Annotated in this window: 18 protein-coding genes; 10 read left to right on the forward strand and 8 right to left on the reverse strand. The window is 65.0% G+C overall.

The genetic code is table 11. The features are described from left to right. Positions 1-33 precede the first annotated feature (33 nt). On the forward strand, positions 34-681 hold the full coding sequence (locus RT424_RS07940; protein WP_313436021.1) for a lytic transglycosylase domain-containing protein: 648 nt from the start codon (positions 34-36) through the stop codon (positions 679-681). Between the two features lie 75 nt (positions 682-756). Here the strand turns inward: RT424_RS07940 and RT424_RS07945 are convergent, their stop codons facing one another. Beyond that, a complete protein-coding gene (locus RT424_RS07945) occupies positions 757-1,650 on the reverse strand; it encodes a UTP--glucose-1-phosphate uridylyltransferase (protein WP_313436023.1) in 894 nt (297 codons plus the stop codon). A gap of 126 nt (positions 1,651-1,776) precedes the next feature. Between RT424_RS07945 and murA the strand changes: the two genes are divergently transcribed. Next, on the forward strand, positions 1,777-3,060 hold the full coding sequence (murA, locus tag RT424_RS07950) for a UDP-N-acetylglucosamine 1-carboxyvinyltransferase (protein WP_313436025.1): 1,284 nt from the start codon (positions 1,777-1,779) through the stop codon (positions 3,058-3,060). Positions 3,061-3,119: 59 nt separating this feature from the next. Next, entirely contained in the window at positions 3,120-3,341 is a 222-nt protein-coding gene (locus RT424_RS07955; protein WP_313436028.1) for a hypothetical protein, read from the forward strand. A gap of 70 nt (positions 3,342-3,411) precedes the next feature. On the opposite strand, the gene RT424_RS07960 is transcribed toward RT424_RS07955, so the two are convergent. Further along, positions 3,412-3,645 carry a ribbon-helix-helix domain-containing protein gene (locus RT424_RS07960; RefSeq protein WP_313436031.1) on the reverse strand — a complete coding sequence of 78 codons (234 nt, stop codon included), beginning with the start codon at positions 3,643-3,645 and terminating at the stop codon, positions 3,412-3,414. A 74-nt stretch (positions 3,646-3,719) separates the two neighbouring features. On the opposite strand from RT424_RS07960, the gene RT424_RS07965 reads away from it, so the two are divergent. Beyond that, the gene (locus tag RT424_RS07965) at positions 3,720-4,046 is read left to right on the forward strand and encodes a YnfA family protein (protein WP_313436034.1); all 327 of its coding nucleotides are present in this window, start codon (positions 3,720-3,722) and stop codon (positions 4,044-4,046) included. A gap of 41 nt (positions 4,047-4,087) precedes the next feature. Here the strand turns inward: RT424_RS07965 and phbB are convergent, their stop codons facing one another. Both phbB and RT424_RS07975 read right to left on the reverse strand, forming a co-directional pair. After that, positions 4,088-4,810 carry an acetoacetyl-CoA reductase gene (phbB, locus tag RT424_RS07970; RefSeq protein WP_313436036.1) on the reverse strand — a complete coding sequence of 241 codons (723 nt, stop codon included), beginning with the start codon at positions 4,808-4,810 and terminating at the stop codon, positions 4,088-4,090. A gap of 137 nt (positions 4,811-4,947) precedes the next feature. Beyond that, the gene (locus RT424_RS07975) at positions 4,948-5,760 is read right to left on the reverse strand and encodes a hypothetical protein (RefSeq protein WP_313436039.1); all 813 of its coding nucleotides are present in this window, start codon (positions 5,758-5,760) and stop codon (positions 4,948-4,950) included. Positions 5,761-6,046: 286 nt separating this feature from the next. Between RT424_RS07975 and RT424_RS07980 the strand changes: the two genes are divergently transcribed. The 5 genes from RT424_RS07980 (at position 6,047) to RT424_RS08000 (ending at position 12,249) form a co-directional block, all read left to right on the forward strand. Then, on the forward strand, positions 6,047-6,514 hold the full coding sequence (locus RT424_RS07980) for a DUF3576 domain-containing protein (protein ID WP_313436040.1): 468 nt from the start codon (positions 6,047-6,049) through the stop codon (positions 6,512-6,514). A gap of 74 nt (positions 6,515-6,588) precedes the next feature. After that, positions 6,589-9,120, forward strand: coding sequence for a leucine--tRNA ligase (gene leuS / locus RT424_RS07985; RefSeq protein WP_313436042.1), 2,532 nt, complete (start codon positions 6,589-6,591; stop codon positions 9,118-9,120). Next, positions 9,120-9,629 (forward strand): LPS assembly lipoprotein LptE, encoded by a 510-nt coding sequence (gene lptE / locus RT424_RS07990; RefSeq protein ID WP_313436044.1) that lies wholly within the window; start codon positions 9,120-9,122, stop codon positions 9,627-9,629. The genes leuS and lptE overlap by 1 nt, the downstream gene beginning before the upstream one ends. A gap of 13 nt (positions 9,630-9,642) precedes the next feature. Beyond that, positions 9,643-10,701 carry a DNA polymerase III subunit delta gene (gene holA / locus RT424_RS07995; RefSeq protein ID WP_313436047.1) on the forward strand — a complete coding sequence of 353 codons (1,059 nt, stop codon included), beginning with the start codon at positions 9,643-9,645 and terminating at the stop codon, positions 10,699-10,701. Between the two features lie 147 nt (positions 10,702-10,848). Further along, entirely contained in the window at positions 10,849-12,249 is a 1,401-nt protein-coding gene (locus RT424_RS08000; protein WP_313436171.1) for a sugar transferase, read from the forward strand. 127 nt (positions 12,250-12,376) lie between these two features. Here RT424_RS08000 and RT424_RS08005 read toward each other — a convergent pair whose 3' ends face one another. Genes RT424_RS08005 through RT424_RS08015 form a run of 3 tightly spaced genes read right to left on the reverse strand, consistent with a single transcriptional unit; the run spans position 12,377 to position 14,183 of the window. Next, complete coding sequence (locus RT424_RS08005) at positions 12,377-12,898, reverse strand: LptA/OstA family protein (protein WP_313436049.1); 522 nt, start codon at positions 12,896-12,898, stop codon at positions 12,377-12,379. Then, positions 12,895-13,542: an LPS export ABC transporter periplasmic protein LptC gene (gene lptC / locus RT424_RS08010; RefSeq protein ID WP_313436052.1), complete on the reverse strand. Its 648-nt coding sequence runs from the start codon at positions 13,540-13,542 to the stop codon at positions 12,895-12,897. The genes RT424_RS08005 and lptC overlap by 4 nt, the downstream gene beginning before the upstream one ends. A gap of 17 nt (positions 13,543-13,559) precedes the next feature. Further along, entirely contained in the window at positions 13,560-14,183 is a 624-nt protein-coding gene (locus RT424_RS08015) for a ribonuclease D (RefSeq protein ID WP_313436055.1), read from the reverse strand. A 65-nt stretch (positions 14,184-14,248) separates the two neighbouring features. Here RT424_RS08015 and RT424_RS08020 point away from each other — a divergent pair, with 65 nt between their 5' ends. After that, entirely contained in the window at positions 14,249-14,938 is a 690-nt protein-coding gene (locus RT424_RS08020) for a uracil-DNA glycosylase (protein ID WP_313436058.1), read from the forward strand. A gap of 118 nt (positions 14,939-15,056) precedes the next feature. Here RT424_RS08020 and RT424_RS08025 read toward each other — a convergent pair whose 3' ends face one another. Then, a complete protein-coding gene (locus RT424_RS08025) occupies positions 15,057-15,365 on the reverse strand; it encodes an antibiotic biosynthesis monooxygenase family protein (RefSeq protein WP_313436061.1) in 309 nt (102 codons plus the stop codon). Positions 15,366-15,471 lie beyond the last annotated feature (106 nt).

A 15,471-nucleotide genomic window follows, 5' to 3' on the forward strand; every position in this document is an offset into this window, starting at 1 on the left:
GGATATCGGCCCTGGTGGAGTATCAGGGCGGCGATGACGGGGATCTCGAATCGCATGATGGCTCTGGCCGGCAGTGTCCTGGCGGCAATGTCGGGTCTTGCCTGCCCCTCGGCGGCCTGGGCCGATGTCCTGCAAGTCGGCGCCGGTGGCTACCAATGGGTGGCGGGCGGTCCGGCGGGGCAGGGCGGCGATACCGTTGGCGCGGACGTGGCGGCGGTGGAAACGGTTCCGGCGGGGCTCGAGGCCGCTCAGCTTCATCCCCAGTCCATCACCGATGCCCTGGACGCGGCGGGCCCGAACCGCTGGCGCGCCCGCGTGGCGGAGCTTGCCGCGAAGTACGACATCAGCCCCACCCTGCTCGAAGCGGTGGTATGGCAGGAAAGCCGCTGGAACGAGGCGGCGCTTTCGCCGGTTGGCGCGCGGGGCCTTGCGCAGCTCATGCCCGGCACGGCGGCGCAGATGGGCGTCAATCCCGGCGATCCCATGGCCAACCTCGAAGGCGGCGCGCGCTACCTGCGCATCCAACTCGATACCTTCGGCGGCGACATCGAAAAGGCGCTGGCGGCCTACAACGCCGGTCCCGGCCGGGTTCTGAAAGCGGGTGGAATCCCGCGCATCCGCGAAACCCAGGCTTATGTCGCTTCGATCATGGCGCGCCTGACGGACCCCGTTCGCCGCTGACGTTCTTGGGCCTTTGCCAAAGAAAAAGCGCGCCCCGTAAGGAGCGCGCTTTTTCGTATCGCCTCGGCAAAAAGCTTAGGCGAGCAGCTTCTTCGCGATGGTCCGCACTTCCCCGCCCATGTCGGGGCGGTCAAGGGCGATGGCCAGAGTCGCTTCGACGAAGCCGACCTTGGAACCGCAGTCGAACCGCTGGCCCGCGAAGGTCACGGCGTGGAACGGCTGCTGTCCGATCAGCTTGGCCATCGAATCGGTCAACTGGATCTCGCCGCCTGCGCCCTTGCCCTGGTTGGCGAGCAGACCCATGATTTCCGGCTGGAGGATATAGCGGCCCGAAACGATCTTGTTCGACGGCGCATCGGCCACCTTGGGCTTTTCGACCAGACCCTTCACCTCGGTGATAGCGCCGCCCAGGATGTCGAGCGTCGCGCCGGGTGCGATGACGCCATAGCTGGAAACGTCCTCTTCCGGCACTTCGAGCACCGAGACGAGGTTGCCGCCCACTTCGTTGTACGCTTCCACCATCTGCGCCATGCAGCCGGGTGAGCCGTACATCAGTTCGTCGGGCAGGAAGATCGCGAAAGGTTCGTCGCCGATGACGGCGCGGGCGCACCAGACGGCGTGGCCCAGGCCGAGCGGAACCTGCTGGCGAACGGTGACGAGGTTGCCGGGCTGGATGCGGGTAGATTCGAGCGGATCGAGCGACTTGCCGCGCGCGGTCATCGTCGCTTCCAGTTCATAAGCCGTATCGAAATGCTCGACGATCGCGGTCTTGCCGCGGCCGGTCACGAAGACGAACTCCTCGATTCCCGCCTCGCGCGCCTCATCGACGGCGTATTGGATCAGCGGGCGATCGACGACGGGAAGAAGTTCCTTGGGAATCGCCTTGGTTGCGGGAAGAAAGCGGGTTCCAAGTCCGGCGACCGGGAAGACTGCTTTTCGGACGGGCTTTTTGAACTGTGGTGCAGACATGGGTAAAGGTCTGACTCCGTTTGGTTACAATGGGATTAAAGCCGCTTCGCAGATGCAGCGCAACAGTCTATCCGTGTTTCTCCGAGGTGTGCTTGCTGCGCGGCCAAATCCGGCTAAAGAGCGGCCATGGACAAGATCATCATCGAAGGCGGCAAGCGCCTTGCCGGCACCATCCCCGTTTCCGGCGCGAAGAACGCGGCGCTGACGCTGCTGCCCTGTGCCATGCTGACCGAAGAACCGCTGACGTTGCGCAACTTGCCGCGCCTCGCGGACATCGACGGTTTCCAGCACCTGATGAACCAGTTCGGCATCTCGACGATGATCGCGGGCAGCCGTCCGGAAGATTTCGGCCGGGTGATGACGCTTCAGGCCACGCGAATCACCAGCTCGGTTGCGCCCTATGATCTCGTGCGCAAGATGCGCGCCTCGATTCTCGTGCTTGGCCCGATGCTGGCGCGCATGGGCGAGGCCACCGTTTCGCTGCCCGGCGGCTGCGCCATCGGCAACCGCCCGATCGACCTGCATCTCAAGGCGCTGGAAGCGCTGGGCGCCCAGATTGAGATGGCAGCCGGCTACGTCCGCGCCATCGCGCCCGACGGCGGCCTGCCCGGCGGCCGCTATTCCTTCCCGGTCGTCTCGGTGGGGGCTACCGAGAACGCGCTGATGGCCGCCGTGCTGTGCAAGGGCAAGTCCACCCTTCACAATGCCGCGCGTGAGCCGGAAATCGTCGATCTGTGCAACCTGCTGGTCGCCATGGGCGCGCAGATCGAGGGCATCGGCACGTCCGACCTCACGATCCACGGCGTCGATCGCCTGCATGGCGCCACCTATATGGTCATGCCGGATCGCATCGAAGCCGGCTCCTACGCCTGCGCCGCCGCCATTACCGGCGGCGAAGTCACGCTGAAGGGCGCTAAGATCGAGGACATGGAAGCCACCGTCCAGGCGCTGCGCGACGCTGGCGTCCACGTCGAGGCGACGGCTGACGGGCTCCATGTCGCCGCCGACGGCCCGCTGAAGCCGGTAACGCTTTCGACCGCGCCCTACCCCGGTTTCGCGACCGATATGCAGGCGCAGCTCATGGCCCTGCTCTGCCGCGCCGAGGGTTCCAGCGTGCTCACCGAAACGATCTTCGAAAACCGCTACATGCATGTTCCCGAGCTTAACCGCATGGGCGCGCATATCGAGACCAAGGGCCGCACCGCCGTGGTCCACGGCGTCCAGAAGCTGACCGGCGCCGAAGTGATGGCCACCGACTTGCGCGCCTCGATGAGCCTGGTGATCGCAGGGCTCGCGGCGGAAGGCGAAACCCAGGTCCATCGCCTCTATCACCTGGACCGCGGTTACGAGCGGCTTGAGGAGAAGCTGGCGCTGGTCGGCGCACAGATCGAACGGGTCGGCAACGAGTAAGGAAACCTAACGGCCACACGGCGCGTTGCTCCTGTCGAAACGCAATAGGAGCAACGACCATGGGCTTGATCAAGTTGGCCGCAGCCGGTGCCATTGGCTACGCGCTCTACAAGTACGCCAATCGCGCCAACGAACAGACGGCCTCTGCCGGTGGACCCGACAGCTATCCCGTCCGGGACGCCGGCCCCGAGAACATGACGCACACGCCGCCGCGCTGGTCGAAGACCGACGAAGCGATCGACGAGAGCTTTCCGGCCAGCGATCCGCCGTCGACGTACTGATCGCGGCAAGGGATCGCAGTCATTCCAAAGGGCGGGAGTCGCAAAGGCTTCCGCCCTTCGCCGTTTGCGCTCAGATCCTGGCGGCGGCGATCAACCACACCCGGATCGCACTCGCAAGCCCCGGCGGGGTGTCGGCCTCCAGCCGTTCGGCATCAATCCGCGCGACCAGGGCATTGATCGGAATCCCTTCGCGCGCGGCGACCCGCCGCAGCAGATCCCAGAAGGCGGGTTCCAGGCTGATCGAGGTTTTGTGCCCGGCGATCTCGATCGAACGCTTGACCGGCGGGTGGTAGATCGACGTCATCGACAATGCTTAGCATTGGGATATCGCCGGACAAGCTGGAAGATAGAACGAACAGCAGAAGCTATCGACCCGGAATGCAAGCCATTATCGTCTACATCGGCGCGGCCCTGGCAGAGATCGCGGGCTGCTTCGCCTTCTGGGCCTGGCTCCGGATGGGCAAGTCCGCCGTCTGGCTCATCCCCGGCTGTGCATCGCTCGTGCTTTTCGCCTGGTTGTTGACGCTGGTGGACAGCAGCAACGCGGGCCGCGCCTATGCGGCCTATGGCGGGATTTACATCACGTCTGCGCTGCTATGGTTGTGGATCGCCGAGGGCGTTCGTCCCGATCGCTGGGATCTGGGCGGAGCCGCGATATGCCTGACGGGCGCGGCGGTCATTCTCTTCGGCCCGCATAGAGCCTGAAAGCGGGGAAGGGCCGACCCTAAGACCGGCCCTTCGATCGCTCAATACATGTGCTGGCCGCCGTTGATGCTCAGCGTGGAGCCGGTGACGAAAGCAGCGTTCTCGGAACAGAGGAACGCGCAGCCGCGCGCGATTTCATAGGCGCTGCCGAGACGGCCGACCGGGATCTTGGCGACGATCTTCTCCAGCACCGGCGCCGGCACGGCGGCAACCATGTCGGTATCGATATAGCCGGGGGCGATGGCGTTGACGGTGACGCCGTACTTGGCGCCTTCCTGCGCGAGCGCCTTGGTGAAACCATGGATGCCGGACTTGGCGGCGGCATAGTTCACCTGGCCGTACTGGCCGGCCTGGCCGTTGATCGAGCCGATGTTGACGATACGGCCCCAGCCGCGATCGCGCATGCCGGAAAACGTGGCCTTGGCCATGTTGAAGCAGCCGCCGAGGTTGATGCGCATCACCTCGTTCCAGTCATCGAAGCTCATCTTGTGGAGCACGCCGTCGCGCGTGATGCCGGCGTTGTTGATGACGATATCGACGGGTCCGACTTCCTCGGTCACCCGTGCCACGCCTTCCAGCACGGCTTCGTGATCGCCGACGTCCCACTTGTAGGCCGCGATGCCAGTCTTGTCGGTGAAGGCTTTCGCCTTTTCGTCATTGCCTGCGTAATTTGCAACTACGGTATGGCCCCTCTCCTGAAGGGCGAGTGAAACAGCCTCTCCGATACCCCTGGTTCCACCGGTAACGATAGCAACGCGCGCCATTATAAAGCCTTTCGCTTAGTGAGCATCCACCAAGGGCAGGCTAGGAAATGCAATGGGGCAGGGCAAGCGGAAGCCCTATGCCAGCAAGGTTTATTTACGTCGTTTCGATGAGAGAAACGCAATCTTCGTTGCAAAAATCAGAACTTGAACTGAGTGCCTACGTAAACGGCCTGACTGTCCTGACGGCCGTCGGTCAGGGGCACCAGGCGCTCGCGCTCCTGCGAATAGCGCAGCCCTGCCGTGACATCGAGATTGTTGGTTACCCGGAAAGAGCCGGCAAGATCGACTTCGCCCGCTTCACCGGCGAATGTGTGGGGAGCGCGGCCGGGCGCCCGCTTCTCGTCGATCGACAGGCGCGTGGTGAAGCGCGGCTCCTTCTGCTCGGCGGCGCCGGCCTGGAGACTGAACTTCTTGAGTTCGGGAGCGTCCGAAATGCCGCGGGCCGCGGTCGTGGCGGAGGCCGCCGCGGCGATATCGGGCGCGAAGTTCTGATAGCCGCGCGAGACGCCCAGGTTGAAGGCGGTCGGCGCGATCTTCAGGTTACCCACGTTCGGCACATCGTTGCGCGCGATCTGGTTGCGATTGCGCACGATGATCGCCTGTGCCGCTTCCGGATCGACGCGCACGGCAACCGTCACCGCGCGGTCGCGGCGCGCGGAAGGGCCTGCGGGCGTGAAGGGGAAGCTCTCGCCGTCACCCAGCGATCGCATGGCGATCGCGCGGGAGAGGCTCTCCGGCGAGGTATCGTCGTTGAGTGCGCCGAATGCGCGACTGGCAGGATCCACGCGAAAGCTGGCGGTAAAGGCCAGGACGGCGCTGGGCAGGGCGAGTACGGAGACGCAGCACGCCAGCATCAGGCTGGTCCTGGTGCCGCCATTGGCCAAGCCCCTCTTCACGGTTCCGGCACCCTGCCGATCCGCGTTTTCCGGGCGTACACCTTCGCTATTCATCACAAAGCGTTCCTGCTGGCCTTCTTCCCGCGATCGCCGGCTTGCTGGCCTATGGCGCGATCCTGGAGATTGCATCCTAACACAGACTGATCGGCAGTGGGAGAGCCCGCGCCTCTTGCAGGCAGGCGCCACTTCTCCGTTCAGCAAGCGTTTAGTCTCGCGGCGGTTATGGCTGCAAGCTGATGAACCCGCACTTGCCGCTCCGGCAGCGGCGGCTATAGAGGCGTTTCACGGCAAGCGCGCGGGAAGTCCGGCACTTCGCCAAGATCAGGAACTGGGAATTACGATGACAGGCAGCACCCATACCGGCCTTCTCTCCGCTCGATCGCTGGCAACCGCGGGCTTCTGCGCCGTGGCCGCGCTTGCGCTGGCCGGTTGTGGCGGTGGCCGCAAGCAGGTGAATTCCTCGATCGCACCTTCGGCGGTGACCACGATCGGCGTGAACAGCTATCTCTGGCGCGCCAGCCTCGATTCGCTGTCGTTCATGCCGCTGCTCCAGTCGGACAGCGCGGGCGGCGTCATCGTCACCGACTGGTACGTCAATCCCAAGCAGCCGGGCGAGCGCGTCAAGGTCACCGTGATGATCCTCGACAAGGACCTCCGCGCCGACGCCCTGCGCGTCACCGCGCAGCGCGAAGTCTCGGCCAATGGCGGCTGGGCTCCGGCGCCGGTGCAGGCCGCCACCGTGCAGAAGCTTGAGGACATCATTCTCACCCGCGCCCGCGACCTGCGTCGCGATTCGATCGGCGGCTGATTTTTCCTGCGGGCTGAACCGGCCCGCAGTTCCAATTGCGCGGGCGGCATAAGCTCGCAGGAGACTTGATAGAGATGACCGAGCGGTTCGATCCGGCTCAGGCGGACACGCGCTGGCAGGCTGCGTGGGACGACGCGCAGTGCTTCAAGGCTGACGACACCTCGTCGAAGCCGCGCAGCTTCGTGCTTGAGATGTTCCCTTATCCTTCGGGGCGCATCCATATCGGCCACGTCCGCAACTATACGATGGGCGACGTGCTGGCGCGCTACAAGCGCATGACCGGCCACGAAGTGCTCCATCCGATGGGCTGGGACGCCTTCGGCATGCCCGCCGAGAACGCGGCCATGGAAAAGGGCGTCCACCCCGGTGGCTGGACGCGCGAGAACATCGCCAACATGAAGGCGCAGTTGAAGCGCCTGGGCTTCGCGCTCGACTGGAGCCGCGAGATCGCCACTTGCGAGCCGGAATATTACGGCCACGAGCAGGCGCTGTTCATCGATCTCTATGAGAATGGCCTGGTCTACCGCAAGGAATCGGCGGTTAACTGGGATCCGGTCGACCAGACCGTGCTGGCGAACGAGCAGGTGATCGACGGGCGCGGCTGGCGCTCTGGCGCGCTGGTGGAGAAGCGCAAGCTCTCCCAATGGTTCCTCAAGATCACCGACTTCGCGGACGAACTTCTGGACGGCCTTTCCACGCTCGACAAGTGGCCCGAGAAGGTCCGCACGATGCAGGAGAACTGGATCGGCAAGTCGCAGGGCCTGCAGTTCAAGTTCGACCTGACCGCAGAGATCGGCGGCATCGGTTCGGTGGAAGTCTACTCGACCCGCCCGGACACGATCTTCGGCGCTAGCTTCGTGGCCGTCGCTGCCGATCACCCGATCGCGCAGGCGGTTGCCGTCGGACGCCCCGAAGTCGAGGACTTCATCGCGCTCTGCAAGCAGGGCGGCACGACCGCAGCCGAGCTGGAAACCGCCGAGAAGCTGGGCTTCGATACCGGCGTCAAGGCCAAGCACCCGTTCACGGGTGCCGACCTGCCGGTGTTCATCGCCAACTTCGTGCTGATGGACTACGGCACCGGCGCGGTCATGGCGGTTCCCGGCCACGATCAGCGCGACTTCGAATTCGCCACCAAGTACGGCCTGCCAATCCTGCGCGTTGTCGCGGCGAGCGAAGCCGATGCCGACAAGCCGTTCGACGGCGAGTCCGAGGCCGGTGACGGTGTCTGCGTGCATTCCGACTTCCTCAACGGCATGGCCGTGAAGGATGCCAAGGCCGCCGTCATCGCGCGCGCCGAGGCCGAGGGCTGGGGTGAGGGCAAGACCGTATGGCGCCTGCGCGACTGGGGCGTCTCGCGCCAGCGCTACTGGGGTACGCCGATCCCCTTCATCCACTGCGAGGTCTGCGGCGTGGTGCCGGTGCCCAAGAAGCACCTGCCGGTCACGCTGCCCGAGGACGTCGATTTCGCGACGCCCGGCAACCCGCTGGTCCGCCACCCGACCTGGAAGCACGTCGATTGCCCGCAGTGTGGCCATGCCGCGCGCCGCGAGACCGACACGCTCGACACCTTCGTCGATTCCTCGTGGTACTTCCTGCGCTTCGCCAGCCAGCCGGACGACCGCCCGTTCGACCCGGCCAAGATCGCCGAGTGGCTGCCTGTTGAGCAGTATATCGGCGGTATCGAGCACGCGATCCTGCACTTGCTCTATGCTCGCTTCTGGACGCGCGCACTGGCCCGCATCGGCAAGATCGAGGTGAAGGAGCCCTTCGCCAGCCTGTTCACGCAGGGCATGGTCACGCACGAAACCTACTTCCGCATCAACGATGCCAATGGCCAGCCGGTCTATTTCTCGCCCGGCGAGATCGAGCGCGGCGCGGAAACGGCCACGCTCAAGGCCGATGGCGCCCCGGTCGAGATCGGCCGCGTCATCAAGATGTCGAAGTCGAAGAAGAACGTCGTCGATCCGGATGAGATCGTCGCGACTTACGGCGCCGACGCAATCCGCTGGTTCATGCTGTCCGACAGCCCGCCGGAACGCGACCTGCCATGGTCGGAAGCCGGCATCGAGGGCTGCGGCCGTTTCGTCCAGCGCCTGTGGCGTCTGTTCGCCCAGTACGACGCCTCGGCAACCGGCGAAGACAAGGCCATCGACCGCAAGGCGCACCAGACGGTGGCCGCTGTCGCTTCGGACATCGAATCGCTGGGCTTCAACAAGGCCGTGGCGCGCATCTACGAGCTGACCGGCGCGGTCGAAAAGGCCGCCCCTTCGGCCAGCCGCTCGAACGCGATCCGCACGATCCTGCTGCTCGTCTCGCCGATGATGCCGCACCTTGCCGAAGAGGCTTTCGCCCAGTTCGGAGAAGGGCTCGTATCGCAGGCGGCATGGCCCGAAGTCGATCCGGCGCTGCTGGTCGAGGACGAAGTGACCGTGGCCGTCCAGGTGAAGGGCAAGCTGCGCGACACCCTGACCGTCGCCAAGGGCACTTCGAAAGAAGAGCTTGAAGCGCTTGCCCTGGCCAGCGAGAAAGTGCAGCGTGCGCTGGATGGAGCCGAGGTGAGGAAAGTGATCGTCGTCCCTGACCGTCTGGTCAATCTCGTCGCGTGATGCGTTTCCTGCGCCTCTTGGGTCCGGCTCTGGTCGGGGCCGCGCTGCTTTCGGGCTGCGGCCTCCAGCCGATGTATGCCGGCGGCAGCAATGGCGCCGTGGCGCGGGGGCTGACCGGGGTGCAGGTCGCGGCGATCGAAGGGCGCGCGGGCTGGCTGGTCCGCAACGCGATCGTCGACCAGCTCGGTGCGGACAAGGCCGGTGCCTCTCCGCGCTATCGCCTCGATATCCGGCTGGACGACAAGCTCGAAGGCTTCGCGCTGCTCTCGGACGACACCATCGGCCGCGAACGCCGCACCCTGCGCGCGCGCTATCAGCTCGTCGATATGTCCAGCCAGGAAATCGTGCTCGATGCCACGGCCGGTTCCGACGCGGGAATCGACGTGGTTTCGTCCGACTACGCCACGATCGCGGCGGAGCAGACGGCCCTGGAAAACATGTCGAAGGACATCGCGACACGCATCGTCACGGCCGTCGCCCTGCGTCTGCGCGGCGACACCAAGCAGTGACCGGCGTGACGCGGTGAAGGCCACCCAGAAGGATTTCGGTGGTCTTGCAGCCCGCGCCGCTCAGCAGGCGCGGGTTTTCTTCTTTTGCGGACCGGATGAGGCCGGCGCCAGCGATGCCGCCGCGAAGATCGTTTCGCTCCTTCCCGAACCGGGCGAACGAGTGGAGATGGCCGGTTCGGAGCTGCGCCGGGATCCGGTGAAGCTGGGCGACGAGGCGCGCTCCAATTCGCTGTTCGGCGGCACCTCCCGCCATATCTGGATCCGCGCCCAGGGCGACGAGGCCCACGATGCGGTGCAGATTCTGCTCGAAAGCGAGGTGGATGCCTGCCCGGTCCTGATCGTGGCCACTGGCGCCACCGACAAGTCGCGCACGGCCAAGCTGCTGGCGGCCCGGCCCGATGGCCTGGTAGCGATGTTCTACCCGCCGGATCTGTCGGCGGTCACCAGTGCCGTGCGGACCATGGCCAATGGCGCGGGCCTCAAGATGGGCAGCGACCTTGCCGAGCGAATCGCGCGGGCTTCGGGGCTCGATACCCGGCTGGCCCGCTCGGAAGTGACCAAGCTGGCGCTCTATCTGGATGCCAGCGCGGAAACGCCGCGACCCGTTTCCAGCGCCGACCTCGATGCGGTCGGCGCTTCCACCGAGGATGACGACTTCGGCCCGTTGGTCGATGCCGTTCTGGGCGGCAAGCGGGATGCAATCGGCCCTGAACTCAAGCGGATGCGCGATCAGGGCATCAACGCCGTCGGTCTGCTGCTCGCTTTCGAGAGGCGCACGGCACAGCTTGCAGGGCTCAATTCGCGGCTCGGCAGGGCCGGCGATCCCGGCGCGCTGATCGATGCGGAAGCGGCGGCCCGCCGCATTTTCTGGAAAGACAAGCCAGCACTCGGCGTGCAATTGCGGATCTGGCGTGGTAATCGTTTGGAGCGCTTGGTTGCCCGTCTTATTGCACTGCACCAATCGCTTTTGAGCAATAGCCAGGATGCTGACCTTCTGCTTGCGGAAGGGTTAGTCGAAATAGCCAGAATTGCTACACTTGATGGCAAACAACGGATAAAAAGAACAGCTTAACTGAATCGGCTTTCCCGCGCCGAAGGAATGTTCATAAGGACATTCGCCTATTGCAGTGCAGCACGACCTCGAATTCGTGTTGGGGCAGTGGCTTATCTGAAGAGGGGATGCGGGGGCATGAGTTCGACCATCGGGAGTGTTGAACGCATGAATGCGCCATTTGCAGTATCGACCCAAGCCGTTCAGCGCTCCGAAGTAGACGAACTTCTCGTCGCACCTTCGCTCGAACGTCGGCGGCTTCAATGTTATCTCGCTTTGCTGGTGGGCGATCTTGTCGCTCTTCTGGCGGGCTTTGCTCTTGCCGGCTGGCTTTATGACACTGGCCGCGGATTGCAGATGGCACTCGTCTACGGACAAGTGCTGCTGCCGATCTTTTTGACGCTGGCGCTGTACAACGCCGCCTATTCCACCGACGCCTTGCGCGACGGCTGGCGCGGGATTTTCCGTGCGGAAGTGTCGATGGTGGTGGCGGTCGTCGTCGTCGTCTTCGTTCAGTTCCTGATGAAATCCTCGGCCGAGCTGTCTCGCGGGGCCTTCAGTGGCGGTGTGATCTGCGCAATGGCGCTGATCGCCTGGTCGCGGCTGCAGCTTCGCAGCTTCGTCCGCTGGCGCTGCGGCGCTAACGTCATCAACGAGCTGATCATCGACGACGGTGGCCCGCAATTGCGGATGTCCGGCGCGATCCGCGTGTCGGCGGCGGCGATGGGCCTGCGCCCCAATCTCAAGGATCCGGATTCGCTCGATCGCGTCGGCCTGGTCCTGCGCAATATCGACCGGGTGGTGGTGAGCTGCCCTGCCGATAGGCGCGCGGAATGGGCGATGGTGCTCAAGGGCGCCAATGTCGATGGCGAAGTGCTGGACGACGAAGTGGCGCGCCTGGGTGCCCAGGGCGCGCGGGTGACCGGCCAGCACGGGCTGCTGCTCGTCTCGGCCGGACCACTTGGCCTGCGCGAACGCGCGATCAAGCGCATCTTCGACGTCGCCTTTTCCGGCGGCGCGATCCTCGCGCTCTCGCCGCTGCTGCTGGTGGTCGCGCTGGCGGTCAAGTTGCAGGACGGCGGGCCGGTATTCTTCGTTCAACGGCGCATGGGCCGCGGCAACACCTTCTTCAACATGTACAAGTTCCGCAGCATGACGCAGACCTTGTGCGACACCAATGGCAATGTCTCGGCTTCCAAGGAAGACCAGCGCATCACCGCCGTGGGTAGGTTCATCCGCCGCACCAGCATCGACGAGCTGCCGCAGCTCTTCAACGTGCTGCTGGGAGACATGAGCCTGGTGGGACCGCGTCCCCACGCCACGGGCTCGCTGGCGGGCGACAAGCTGTTCTGGGAAGTGGACCGCCGCTACTGGCAGCGGCACTGCCTGAAGCCGGGCTTGAGCGGCCTGGCCCAGGTGCGCGGCTATCGCGGCGCCACCGACCAGGAATCGGATCTCATCAACCGTCTCCAGTCGGACCTCGAGTATCTCGAAGGCTGGACGATCATGCGCGACCTGCACATCATCTTCCTGACCGCGCGGGTGCTGGTGCACGACCGGGCGTTCTGATCATCGAGAAAAAGGGCGGACCATCCCGAGAGCCTGCCCTTCACACCAAAAGCAAAAGGCCGGTCACGACTTCGATGTCGTGACCGGCCTTTTGCTTTTGGGCGCCGATGGAAGCGGCGTCCGGTTTTCAGTTGTTCTTCTTGGGAACGTTGAACGTGCCCTTCACGCGGCCGCCCGAGGCCGAGGACACGCCGCTCTTCAGGTCCATCACGAAACGGCCGCCGCGCAGGGTATCGCCGCCACCGCGCTTGAGCGTGGCATTGCCGACCATGGTGATGATGCGCTGGTTGAAGTCGTAGATGGCGGTGTCGCCGGTGGCCACCTGGTCCTGCCGGGTGACGACGACATTGCCGCTGGCCGTGATGCGCTGGACCTGGGTCTGGTCGCCCCGGGCGAAGTCGATGATGGTGCGGGCACCGCGCAGGCGGAGGTCGGCCTGGGTGATATCGACATTGCCCGTCAGCACCACGCGGTTTTGCTTGTCCTGAAGTTCGATCCGGTCGGCGCCGAAATCGACGGGGGCGTTCGAGTTGTGGCCCGAGATCGCCTGCGCGCCGAGCTGCTGCCCGGCCGCGAACAGGGCAAGGGCTGCCACCGGCACGCCGAGAGCGATCCGAACCGAGCGGGATTCAAAAAAGCGGCGGGTCATTGCGGCATCCTCAGCTTGCCGGGCGTGATGCGCATCCGGGCATTGCCTTCGAGTGTAATGGTGCGGGTATCGAGATCGGCGTGCATTGTGTCGGCCTTGAAAGTGCCCGAGGGCACGGTGCCCTGCACGCCGCCCGATGCCACGGCCATCTTCTGGTTGATATCGACGTCCACCTTGCTGGTGGTCATCGTGTAGCCGTCGGACGACTTGAAGTTGACCGGGCCGTCCACCGCCATGGTGTCGTTGTCGAAATTGTAGGCGCCGCGCGGAGCCACGATCTCGGCGGGGCCGTCACGCAAGTTCATTTTGGCGGCCAGCGTCTCCAGTTCCACGATCGGAATTTCAGGGGAACGCTGGACGGCGGTGCCCGCCGTGACCACGAAATCGCGGCCTTGGTTGTCCTGTCCGCGATAGGCGGCGCGCGAGACGGCGATACGCTCGCCGGTCGTCGCCACCTTGTTGCGGTCCAGCAGGAAGCTGATCTCTCCGCGCGGGGAGAGCGGAACCAGGATCATCACGGCGGCGACCAGGCCGATGCCCGCAGGCAGGGCCTTGGCCAGGATCGACACCATGCGATCGTGCGAGCCGCCGGGCGCGGCGAAGTGCCGGCGGCGGTTGCGGACCTGGTTGGCTTCGACCGACATGCGTGATCAGGCTCCGGTCAGGCGGCTTCGTGGCTGAAGATATCGTGATCGGGCCATCCCGCAAGGTCGAGCCGGGCGCGGGCGGGCAGAAAATCGAAGCAGGCCTGCGCGATCTCGGTGCGATTCTCGCGGGCGAGGCGGACCACCAGGATTTCGTGCATGGCGTGCAGGTAGCGCACGTCTGAAGCGGCATAGTCCTTCTGCGGCTCGCTCAGCTCGGCGGCGCCCCAGTCGCTCGACTGCTGCTGCTTCGACACTTCCTTGCCGAGCAGTTCGCGCACCAGGTCCTTCAGCCCGTGGCGATCGGTATAAGTACGGGTCAGCTTGCTGGCGATCTTGGTGCAGAACACCGGCGCGGCGGTGACACCCAGGTAGTGCTCTATTGCCGCCAGGTCGAACCGGGCGAAATGATAGAGCTTCAGCCTGGCCGGATCGGCCAGCACCGCCTTCAGGTTCGGCGCGGCAAAGTCGCTGCCGGGGGCAAAGCGTACGAGATGCTCGTCGCCCTGTCCGTCGGAAATCTGGACCACGCAAAGGCGGTCGCGCGGGGTGATCAAACCCATCGTCTCGGTGTCGACGGCAACGGGTCCCGGCGCAAGCACGCCTTCGGGGAGATCTTCTTCGTGGAGATAGACAGCCATGGTCCGAAAATGCTTAGGGACTGGGCCTCAGTTTCGCAAATGGTTTAGGCGGGAGTACGGCGCGAATGGACGTCTCGGGATCGCTTCAGGGCGTGCCGCCATCCTGGCAACCGGCGCTCGGTGCGGTGGTCGATTCCCCCGAATCGCGCCGACTGGGCGGCTGGCTCAAGGCCGAAGAGGCCGCGGGCAGGCGGATATATCCGCCGCGCGGCAGCCGTCTGCGGGCGCTGGAACTGACGCCGCTGGATCAGGTGCGCGTCGTCATCCTGGGGCAGGATCCCTATCACGGGCCGGGGCAGGCGCATGGTCTGTCGTTCTCGGTGCCGGAAGGGGTGAAAGTGCCGCCTTCGCTGGTCAATATCTACAAGGAACTGGCGACCGATTGCGGCGTGACCCCGCCGGGACACGGCAATCTCGAACACTGGGCGCGGCAGGGCGTGCTCCTGCTCAACAATGCACTGACGGTGGAGGAAGCGCAGGCCGGCTCGCACCAGAACAAGGGTTGGGAAGCGATCACCGATGCCGCCGTCGCGGCGGTCGCCGCCAAGGACGAGCCTTGCGTGTTCCTGCTGTGGGGCAGTCACGCTCAGAAAAAGGCGATGCGGGTGCCGGGGCTGGCTTCGAGTCATCACCTTGTGCTGACCGCGCCGCATCCCAGCCCGCTTTCGGCCCATCGCGGCTTCCTGGGTTGCCGTCATTTCAGCAAGGCCAATGCGTTTCTGGAAGCGAAAGGACGAGGGACGATCGACTGGTAGGCCGATTGGTAAGGTCGTCGTCCCGGACCTGATCCGGGACCGCTGGCCGAGCCGCGCCTTGCGCGCAGACGAGCGCCTAAAGACTTGCCAGCGGTCCCGGATCAGGTCCGGGACGACGTCAGGCGGAGATGCCGGGAATGGCTTCGTCCATCACGTAGTGGCTCATCGCTCCGCCCACGCCCATGTCGCCGAAGGCCGCGCGGAAGCGCCCGAAGGCATCCAGCCCGCGTGCCGCTTCGTGCGCTTCCATGGATGTCCAGACGACGTTGAAGGTGAACTTCGACGGATTCTCCACGCCGCGTCCGAAACGGATGGAGACGACGCCTTCGCAGGCGGCCAGATCGGACAAGCCCGACCGGTGCATGGCTTCGGCAAAGCTGTCCTCCGCTCCGGCACGCACTTCGATTTCCGCGATTTCCAACAGCATTCGGCCTCCTATCTTCGCCAGGCTCAGGGAGAGCGGCGCGGCGGTCAACCGCAGGGCAGGAGTGATCGCCGGAGCGTCGGAAACGGGTAAACGAAAATGGGGGTAA

The sequence above is a fragment of the Novosphingobium sp. genome (assembly GCF_032093395.1).
In the GTDB taxonomy this organism is placed as follows: domain Bacteria; phylum Pseudomonadota; class Alphaproteobacteria; order Sphingomonadales; family Sphingomonadaceae; genus Novosphingobium.

Excerpts from the sequence above, each read along its gene's own strand:
- RT424_RS07980 (WP_313436040.1), top strand. The coding sequence starts at position 6,047 with ATGACAGGCAGCACCCATACCGGCCTTCTCTCCGCTCGATCGCTGGCA.
- RT424_RS07960 (WP_313436031.1), bottom strand. The coding sequence starts at position 3,645 with ATGACGTCGATCTACCACCCGCCGGTCAAGCGTTCGATCGAGATCGCC.
- lptC (WP_313436052.1), bottom strand. The coding sequence starts at position 13,542 with ATGTCGGTCGAAGCCAACCAGGTCCGCAACCGCCGCCGGCACTTCGCC.
- phbB (WP_313436036.1), bottom strand. The coding sequence starts at position 4,810 with ATGGCGCGCGTTGCTATCGTTACCGGTGGAACCAGGGGTATCGGAGAG.
- RT424_RS08000 (WP_313436171.1), top strand. The coding sequence starts at position 10,849 with ATGAATGCGCCATTTGCAGTATCGACCCAAGCCGTTCAGCGCTCCGAA.
- RT424_RS07965 (WP_313436034.1), top strand. The coding sequence starts at position 3,720 with ATGCAAGCCATTATCGTCTACATCGGCGCGGCCCTGGCAGAGATCGCG.
- RT424_RS07975 (WP_313436039.1), bottom strand. The coding sequence starts at position 5,760 with ATGAATAGCGAAGGTGTACGCCCGGAAAACGCGGATCGGCAGGGTGCC.
- RT424_RS08015 (WP_313436055.1), bottom strand. The coding sequence starts at position 14,183 with ATGGCTGTCTATCTCCACGAAGAAGATCTCCCCGAAGGCGTGCTTGCG.
- RT424_RS07945 (WP_313436023.1), bottom strand. The coding sequence starts at position 1,650 with ATGTCTGCACCACAGTTCAAAAAGCCCGTCCGAAAAGCAGTCTTCCCG.
- murA (WP_313436025.1), top strand. The coding sequence starts at position 1,777 with ATGGACAAGATCATCATCGAAGGCGGCAAGCGCCTTGCCGGCACCATC.
- RT424_RS08020 (WP_313436058.1), top strand. The coding sequence starts at position 14,249 with ATGGACGTCTCGGGATCGCTTCAGGGCGTGCCGCCATCCTGGCAACCG.
- lptE (WP_313436044.1), top strand. The coding sequence starts at position 9,120 with ATGCGTTTCCTGCGCCTCTTGGGTCCGGCTCTGGTCGGGGCCGCGCTG.
- RT424_RS08025 (WP_313436061.1), bottom strand. The coding sequence starts at position 15,365 with ATGCTGTTGGAAATCGCGGAAATCGAAGTGCGTGCCGGAGCGGAGGAC.
- RT424_RS07940 (WP_313436021.1), top strand. The coding sequence starts at position 34 with ATGACGGGGATCTCGAATCGCATGATGGCTCTGGCCGGCAGTGTCCTG.
- RT424_RS08005 (WP_313436049.1), bottom strand. The coding sequence starts at position 12,898 with ATGACCCGCCGCTTTTTTGAATCCCGCTCGGTTCGGATCGCTCTCGGC.
- RT424_RS07955 (WP_313436028.1), top strand. The coding sequence starts at position 3,120 with ATGGGCTTGATCAAGTTGGCCGCAGCCGGTGCCATTGGCTACGCGCTC.
- leuS (WP_313436042.1), top strand. The coding sequence starts at position 6,589 with ATGACCGAGCGGTTCGATCCGGCTCAGGCGGACACGCGCTGGCAGGCT.